9 protein-coding genes are annotated in these 7,161 nt (G+C 63.6%); 7 read left to right on the top strand and 2 right to left on the bottom strand.

Going from position 1 to position 7,161, the window contains the following annotated elements; translation table 11 throughout:
• The 6 genes from AKG11_RS35305 to AKG11_RS26780 all read left to right on the top strand — a co-directional run.
• Positions 1-191 (top strand): hypothetical protein (locus AKG11_RS35305; protein ID WP_210168697.1); only part of this gene is annotated, 191 nt, incomplete at its 5' end.
• A gap of 5 nt (positions 192-196) precedes the next feature.
• Positions 197-841: a heme ABC exporter ATP-binding protein CcmA gene (gene ccmA / locus AKG11_RS26795; RefSeq protein WP_050746126.1), complete on the top strand. Its 645-nt coding sequence runs from the start codon at positions 197-199 to the stop codon at positions 839-841.
• The gene (ccmB, locus tag AKG11_RS26790; RefSeq protein WP_023515654.1) at positions 838-1,497 is read left to right on the top strand and encodes a heme exporter protein CcmB; all 660 of its coding nucleotides are present in this window, start codon (positions 838-840) and stop codon (positions 1,495-1,497) included. The genes ccmA and ccmB overlap by 4 nt, the downstream gene beginning before the upstream one ends.
• A 73-nt stretch (positions 1,498-1,570) precedes the next feature.
• Complete coding sequence (locus AKG11_RS26785; RefSeq protein WP_050746117.1) at positions 1,571-2,341, top strand: heme ABC transporter permease; 771 nt, start codon at positions 1,571-1,573, stop codon at positions 2,339-2,341.
• Complete coding sequence (gene ccmD / locus AKG11_RS33805) at positions 2,338-2,505, top strand: heme exporter protein CcmD (protein WP_082342679.1); 168 nt, start codon at positions 2,338-2,340, stop codon at positions 2,503-2,505. The genes AKG11_RS26785 and ccmD overlap by 4 nt, the downstream gene beginning before the upstream one ends.
• Complete coding sequence (locus tag AKG11_RS26780) at positions 2,502-3,116, top strand: DsbE family thiol:disulfide interchange protein (RefSeq protein ID WP_050746116.1); 615 nt, start codon at positions 2,502-2,504, stop codon at positions 3,114-3,116. Before ccmD ends, AKG11_RS26780 begins: the two co-directional genes overlap by 4 nt.
• A 45-nt stretch (positions 3,117-3,161) precedes the next feature.
• Here the strand turns inward: AKG11_RS26780 and AKG11_RS26775 are convergent, their stop codons facing one another.
• The gene (locus tag AKG11_RS26775) at positions 3,162-5,222 is read right to left on the bottom strand and encodes a M3 family metallopeptidase (RefSeq protein ID WP_050746115.1); all 2,061 of its coding nucleotides are present in this window, start codon (positions 5,220-5,222) and stop codon (positions 3,162-3,164) included.
• 382 nt (positions 5,223-5,604) lie between these two features.
• Here AKG11_RS26775 and AKG11_RS26770 point away from each other — a divergent pair, with 382 nt between their 5' ends.
• The gene (locus tag AKG11_RS26770) at positions 5,605-6,723 is read left to right on the top strand and encodes a DUF475 domain-containing protein (RefSeq protein ID WP_024270180.1); all 1,119 of its coding nucleotides are present in this window, start codon (positions 5,605-5,607) and stop codon (positions 6,721-6,723) included.
• Between the two features lie 132 nt (positions 6,724-6,855).
• Here AKG11_RS26770 and AKG11_RS35170 read toward each other — a convergent pair whose 3' ends face one another.
• Positions 6,856-7,020: a hypothetical protein gene (locus tag AKG11_RS35170; protein WP_024270181.1), complete on the bottom strand. Its 165-nt coding sequence runs from the start codon at positions 7,018-7,020 to the stop codon at positions 6,856-6,858.
• Positions 7,021-7,161 lie beyond the last annotated feature (141 nt).

Genomic DNA, 7,161 nt, shown 5'->3' with positions numbered 1-7,161 from the left:
CGGGATGCGGGTGCGGCCATTTCCGCTGTCCGTACCCGGAAATCACTCCCGCGTTCGGCGCTGATCATCAAATTCACACCGACCGCTGGCGTGATAAGCGCCTTATAGATAATTTCCTGGAAACGTTCCAGACTGCCACCGGCAAATCGGGCTATTTTTGCGTTGCGACCAAGGTTGCAAAAAGAAAGTGAACACCATGCGGCTCGTCGCCGAAGGATTGAGTGCCAAGCGCGGCGAGGACTTGATTTTCCACGATATTTCCTTTGAAATTGCCGGGGGGGAAGCCCTCGTCGTCAAGGGGCCGAACGGTTCCGGAAAGTCCACCTTGCTGCGGGTCCTCGCCGGACTTCTGCCGGCGGAATCAGGGATGGCAAAATTTCTTGCTGCGGTGCACCCGGTGGAGCGTGTCGGCGAGGCCGCGCACTATCTCGGCCATCGCAACGCGATGAAACGCGAGCTGACGGTGGAGGAGAATCTTACCTTCTGGAAAGCCTTCTTCGGTGATTTTGGTGGGGGGCAGGGCGTGGCGGTCGATGTGGCGGTGGAGGCCGTCGGTCTTGGCGGCATCGCACACCTGCCGTTCGGCTACCTCTCGGCCGGCCAGCAGCGCCGCATGGCGATGGCCAAGCTGCTCGTTGCCTGGCGCCCTCTCTGGATCCTCGACGAGCCGACGGCGGCGCTCGACGTTGCGGCCGAGGAAATGTTCTCTGGCCTCGTCATGGCGCATCTGGCCCGCGGCGGCCTCGCCATTGCCGCGACGCACCAGCCGCTCGGGCTTGAGGGGGCGCGGGAGTTGCGGATGACGGGATTTGCGCCGGCCGATGCGGGAGCCTGGGCATGATTTCCCTGTTCCTGCGCGATGTAAAGCTTTCCGTGCGCGCCGGCGGCGGGGCACTGATCGGCGTCCTGTTCTTCATGACGGTCGTCGCGGTCATTCCCTTCGGTGTCGGACCCGACCTCAACCTGCTCTCTCGCATCGGCCCGGCGATCCTGTGGATCGGTGCGCTGCTTGCCGCGCTGCTCGGGCTCGACCGGCTGTTCCAGGCCGAGCGCGAGGACGGGTCGCTCGATCTTCTCCTGATGCAGGAGACGCCGCTGGTGCTGACGGTGTTCGTCAAGTGCCTGGCGCACTGGATCGCGACCGGCCTGCCGCTCGTCGTTGCCTCGCCGCTGCTCGGGCTCTTCATGAACATGGACGAGACGGCGATCGGTGCGACGACGCTGACGCTGCTTGCCGGCACGCCGGCGCTTACCTTCATCGGGGCGGCGGGCGCGGGCATCGCCGTGGCGCTGCCGCGCGGCGGCCTTCTCGTGTCGATCCTCGTTCTGCCGCTTGCCATTCCCGTGCTGATCTTCGGCGTCAGCGCGGTCTATGCGGCAATCGAGGACCCGGCGCCCTTCCTGCCTCCTTTCCTCATCCTCGTCGCGCTCAACCTGTTTTTTGCCGTCATTGGCCCTGTGGCGGCGGCGGCGGCACTCCGGCTCTCCAGCGACTGACGCGGCGAATTGACAGGAATGTGATTGCGGCAGATCAATTGAAGCCGGGGGGCTTCCACGTTAAAGAACCATCATGAGCGAACCGAGCCTTGCCATCCGCAAATTCAGCGACCTCGCCAACCCGACCCGGTTCCTGGCGCTGGTTGCGATCATCTGGCCCTATCTTGCCGGGCTGACGCTCTGTCTTTTCGCCGTGGGGCTCTACCTGTCCTTCACGACAACGGGCGACTACCAGCAGGGCGAGACGGTGCGCATCATGTATGTGCATGTGCCGGCGGCCTGGCTTTCCATGATGTGTTACACGGTGATGGCGCTTTCGGCGCTCGGTACGCTCGTCTGGCGCCACCCGCTTGCCGATGTGTCCGCCAAGGCCGCCGCGCCCATCGGCGCCTGTTTCACGCTGGTCGCCCTCATCACCGGCTCGCTCTGGGGCAAACCCATGTGGGGTACCTGGTGGGTGTGGGATGCGCGGCTCACCTCCGTCTTCGTATTGTTCCTGATGTATCTCGGCCTGATCGCGCTCAACCGCGCCATGGACGATCCGTCACGGGCGGCCAAGGTCGGCGCCGTGCTGATTCTCGTCGGCTTCGTCAACATCCCGATCATCAAGTTCTCCGTCGAGTGGTGGAACACGCTGCACCAGCCGGCCAGTGTGGTTCGGCTCGACGGACCGACCATCGACCCGGAATTCCTCTGGCCGCTCCTCGTCATGGCGATCGCCTTCACCTTTGCGTTCTTCACGCTGCACATCCTTGCCATGCGCAACGAGGTTCTGCGCCGGCGCATCGCCGTGCTGCGCCGGCATGCCGCCCGCTCGGCCGGCCGTTCGGGAGATGCGGCATGAGCCATGCCTTCTATGTCACGGCGTCCTATGCCGCCGCCTTTGCCGTTACAGCAGGTCTTGTCCTGTGGGTCTGGCTGGATCACCGCGCACGCCACCGCGAACTGGCGCAGCTCGAAGCGGCGGGTATCCGCCGACGTTCCGCCCGCAGCGGGGAAAAACAATGAGCAGCACCGACAACACGGAGAGCGGCGGCAAGCGTACGCGTTTCATCCTCGCGGCGCTTCCCCTGGCGATCTTCGCAGGCATCGCGGCGATCTTCTTCGCCATGCTGACGGATCCGGATCGCAACACGTCCGAAATTCCCTCCGCATTGATCGGCACCAAGGCGCCCTACCGCGATCTCGAACCGCTTGTGGGGGCGCTGAAGGACGGCGCGCAGGTGCCGGCGCTGACGGCCGAGAGCGGCAAGGGCAAGCTGACGCTCGTCAATTTCTGGGCGTCCTGGTGCGTGCCCTGCCGGCAGGAGCATCCGGTCATCCTGGCGCTGTCCAGGGATCCGCGCCTCAACGTCGTCGGCGTCAACTACAAGGACGGCAGCGAGAATGCGCTGCGTTTCCTCGGTGAACTCGGCAATCCCTTCTCGGCCATCGGCCTCGATCCTGTCGGCAAGATGGCGATCGACTGGGGTGTCTATGGCATCCCGGAGTCCTACCTCGTCGGCCCTGACGGCACGATCCTCTACAAGAAGGTCGGTCCCTTCGACGAGCGGAGCCTCAAGGACGGGCTCTATCCCGCCATCGAAAAGGCGCTCGGCGCGCCAGCACAGGCTGGCTGAGCCCGATGCCCGGCCGGGCCATGGAGCCCGGCCGGAAATGGCTACTCAGGCGGCCAGGCCCTTCTTTTCCAGCATGGCCTCGGGGCTCGGCAGCTTGCCGCGGAAGGCCTTGTAGGCGTCTTCCGGATCGACGGAGCCGCCAACGGCGTAGATATAGGTCTTCAGTCGGGCAGCCATGGCGGGGTCGAAGGCATCCCCCGTCTCGGTGAAGGCGGCGAAGGCGTCGGCATCGAGCACCTCCGACCACATGTAGGAATAGTAGCCGGCCGAATAGCCGTCGCCCGAGAAGACGTGCTGGAAATGCGGCGTGGCGTGGCGCATGACGATGGAGTTCGGCAGGCCGATCGTTTCCAGCACGTCTCGCTGCACCGCCATCGGGTCCTCGACGGCCCCCCGCGTGTGAAAGGCCATGTCGACCAGTGCCGAGGAGGTGAATTCCACTGTCGCGAAACCGGAATTGAAGGTGCGGGCGGCGAGCACCTTGTCGAGCAGTGCCGCCGGCATCGCCTCGCCGGTCTGATAGTGAACCGCATAACGCGTCAGGATGTCCGGAACGGTCAGCCAGTGCTCGTAGAGCTGCGAAGGCAGTTCGACGAAATCGCGCGAGACGCCCGTGCCCGAGACCGAGGGATAGGTGACGTCGGAGAGCATGCCGTGCAGGGCGTGGCCGAATTCGTGGAAGAGCGTGCGCGCATCGTCGAGCGAGAGCAGCGCCGGCTTGCCCTCGGCGGGTTTGGCGAAGTTGCAGACATTGTAGATGATCGGCAATTCACCGACCGCGCCGTTCTTGAGCGGCAGGCGGTGCTGGCTCTGGTAGGAACTCATCCAGGCGCCGGAGCGCTTGGACGAGCGCGCGAAATAGTCGCCGAGGAACATGGCGACCAGCTTATCCTCGCGGTCGCGGATCTCGAAGACGCGGACATCGGGGTGATAGACCGGCACCCCGGTCTTCTCGACGGCGCGGATGCCGAACAGTCGCTCGGCGACGTCGAAGCAGGCGTCGATGATCTTTTCGAGCTGGAAATAGGGTTTCAGCTCCGCCTCGGAGAAGCTGAACTTTTTCGCGCGCAGCTTTTCGGCGTGGTAGCGCCAGTCCCAGGGCATGACCGCGTGGTTGTGGCCTTCTTCCGCAATGAGGGCAGCGAGCTCGGCCTCCTCCTCGCGGGCTCGCGCAACGGCTTTTTCCCAGACCTGCATCAAGAGGCCGTTCACCGCGTCGGGCGTCTTGGCCATGGTGTTGTCGAGCTTCAGCGCGGCGAAATTCGCATAGCCGAGCAGGTCGGCCTTTTCGGCGCGCAGTGCCAGCGTTTCCTTGACGATGCCGCGGTTGTCCGTTTCACCATCGTTCTCGCCCCGAGCCACCCAGGCGCGGAAAGCCTGTTCGCGCAGGTCCCGGCGGGCGGAGAAGGTGAGGAAGGGTTCGATGATCGAGCGTGACAGCGTGACAGCGAAGCGGCCGTCCTCGCCGCGTTCGCGGGCCGCGGCGGCCATGGCGTCCTTCAGGAAGTCGGGCAGCCCGTCGAGCGCCTCGCCCTCCTCGAGGAACAGCGCCCAGTTCTTCTCATCGGCCAGCACGTTCTGGCCGAATTTCGCGCCGAGCCCGGCGAGCGTTTCGTTGATCGCGGCGAGCCGATCCTGCTCGGGCTTTGCCAGCTTGGCGCCGGACTTGACGAAACCCTTCCAGTGCCGCTCCAGCACGCGGGTCTGTTCCAGCGAGAGGTTCAGCGTCTCGCGCGCCTCCCAAAGCGCGTCGATACGCGCGAAAAGCACGGCATTGGTGCCGATCTTTGAATAGTGCCGCGACATCTTGGGCGCGATGTCACGTTCCAGGGCCTGGATCGTGTCGTTGGTGTTGGCGCCTGCCCGGCTCCAGAAGAGCGCGGAAACACGCGAGAGTTCGTCGCCGGCAATTTCAAGCGCGACGATCGTGTTGTCGAAGGTCGCAGGTTCGGGATTGCCTGCGATGGTGTCGATCTCCGCCTCGTGTGCGGCAAGCGCGGCGGCAAACCCGTCTGCAAAGGCATCGTCCTTCACGAGATCGAAACGCGGCAGGCCGTTGAGGCTGGTCCACTCGACGAGGGTGGGATCGATACGCGTTTCAGTCATGGGGTCTGGTCCTTTCCGGCAAATCAGCGTGGGGCGAATATAGGAATGGAGGAGGGCTTTGGTACAGGGCAGCCTTGCAAAATAGGCGGGAACCGCGGAACACCCGCGACGCCGGGGCGTGCGCAGCGGCCTGCCTCTTGACGCAGAGGGCAACTTCGGTGAAAAGATGGTTCATCCGCGGCCTTTGACATCGGGTTGCCGCGGTGAACCTGGTGCCGGGCCCCTATGGCGAGAGTTTTTACGGCGCTCTCGTGATGTCGGTACCGCCAGCAATTAGCCGGCGGATTCATATGCACATGAACATCCTGACCATGCCTTACACGCATGCCCTTTGTGGTATGCGTTTTCCGCTTTCCCGTACCCCCAACATGGAGGTCCTGCCATGATCGGCAACGGCGAAGGCAAATCCAACCTTTCTTACCTGAAGTGGGCGCTCATCGTTACCGCCATCGGCCTGGTGCTCGGCGCCTGGCTCGGCTGGCAGACGACCGGAACGCTTTCCGGCATGGCGACCGTCTTCTTCATCTGCGCCGTTCTCGCGGTGCTGGAGATCTCGCTCTCCTTCGACAACGCCATCGTCAATGCGAACAAGCTCAAGGACATGACGCCGGTGTGGCAGCACCGCTTCCTGACCTGGGGCATCATCATCGCCGTCTTCGGCATGCGTATCGTCTTCCCGCTCCTGATCGTGGTGATCGCGGCGCGCATCGGCCCGTTCGAGGCGATCTTGCTGGCGGCGCGCGAACCGGCGGAATATGCGCGCATCATGAATGAGGCGCATCTGCCGATCGCTGCCTTCGGCGGCACCTTCCTCATGATGGTCGGACTCACCTACTTCTTCAACCATGAGAAGGACGTGCACTGGATCGGCTTCATCGAGAAGCACATGGCCCGCTCGGCAACCGTCAAGGGTATCGAGATCGCCTTTGTTCTGCTCCTGATCCTGGTCTTCTCGAACCTGCTCGAGGGTGAGGAAGCCAATACCTTTGTCTTCTCCGCCATCTACGGCCTCCTGACCTTCCTTGCGGTGGAAGTCGTCGGCGGCCTGCTCGACGCTTCGCAGAAGGCGATGTCGGAAGCGGCCAAGGGCGGCCTCGGCGCGTTCATCTATCTCGAAGTGCTGGATGCCAGCTTCTCCTTCGACGGTGTCATCGGAGCCTTCGCACTGACGCAGAACCTCTTCGTCATCGCGATCGGTCTCGGTATCGGTGCCATGTATGTGCGCTCGATGACGATCATGCTCGTCGACAAGGGGACGCTTGCCGAATACCGCTATCTGGAGCACGGCGCGTTCTACGCGATCCTGATCCTCTCGGTGGTCATGTACTGCCAGACGCTGGTGCATATCCCCGAGGTCATCACCGGCCTTGGCGGCGCGACGCTGATCGGTATCTCGCTCTGGTCGTCGATCCGCTACAACAAGCGCGAACGCGCGCAGGAAGGCCACGCCGAAGCGCACAGCTCCGACAGGGTGGCGGCCCATCTCGGCGAAAGCGCCTGAGGCAACACGATCGGCCGGCCGTCTCGACGGCCGGCTTTCTCGACCTTCGAAGAAGGCGAAACCGAAATACAGAAGGCCCGCTGGTCTTGCGACCAGCGGGCCTTTTTCATTCAGGGAATTCTCTCTGCGGCGTTAGACGCGCGGGAAGTCGGCAGGGTTGATGCCGAGCGTTCTCAGGTCGCGTTCCTTCGGGCGGCGGTGCCCTTCGACAGCCGCGGCGGCTGCATTGGCAGCGCTCAGTACGGCGAAGGCCCGGCCGAAGAAGCCCTGGGCGAAGGAATTGCGGAGGGTAGTCATTGGATTGCTCGCTTTCTGTTTTAGCTTACGAGCAGAAGATGATGTGTCGGAGCCAAAAGAACAACCGACGGAATCTCAGGCCAGCCATGCAATGGATGCAGGCCGGAAACGGGCGTTTCCGGCCTGCATTCTTTTCGGTCT

The organism is Shinella sp. SUS2, from assembly GCF_001262505.1.
In the GTDB taxonomy this organism is placed as follows: Bacteria; Pseudomonadota; Alphaproteobacteria; order Rhizobiales; family Rhizobiaceae; genus Shinella.
The sequence above is the reverse complement of the archived record's forward strand: the minus strand, read 5'-3'. Positions and strand labels throughout refer to the sequence as shown.

Excerpts from the sequence above, each read along its gene's own strand:
- AKG11_RS35170 (WP_024270181.1), bottom strand. The coding sequence starts at position 7,020 with ATGACTACCCTCCGCAATTCCTTCGCCCAGGGCTTCTTCGGCCGGGCC.
- ccmA (WP_050746126.1), top strand. The coding sequence starts at position 197 with ATGCGGCTCGTCGCCGAAGGATTGAGTGCCAAGCGCGGCGAGGACTTG.
- AKG11_RS26780 (WP_050746116.1), top strand. The coding sequence starts at position 2,502 with ATGAGCAGCACCGACAACACGGAGAGCGGCGGCAAGCGTACGCGTTTC.
- AKG11_RS26770 (WP_024270180.1), top strand. The coding sequence starts at position 5,605 with ATGATCGGCAACGGCGAAGGCAAATCCAACCTTTCTTACCTGAAGTGG.
- ccmD (WP_082342679.1), top strand. The coding sequence starts at position 2,338 with ATGAGCCATGCCTTCTATGTCACGGCGTCCTATGCCGCCGCCTTTGCC.
- AKG11_RS26785 (WP_050746117.1), top strand. The coding sequence starts at position 1,571 with ATGAGCGAACCGAGCCTTGCCATCCGCAAATTCAGCGACCTCGCCAAC.
- ccmB (WP_023515654.1), top strand. The coding sequence starts at position 838 with ATGATTTCCCTGTTCCTGCGCGATGTAAAGCTTTCCGTGCGCGCCGGC.
- AKG11_RS26775 (WP_050746115.1), bottom strand. The coding sequence starts at position 5,222 with ATGACTGAAACGCGTATCGATCCCACCCTCGTCGAGTGGACCAGCCTC.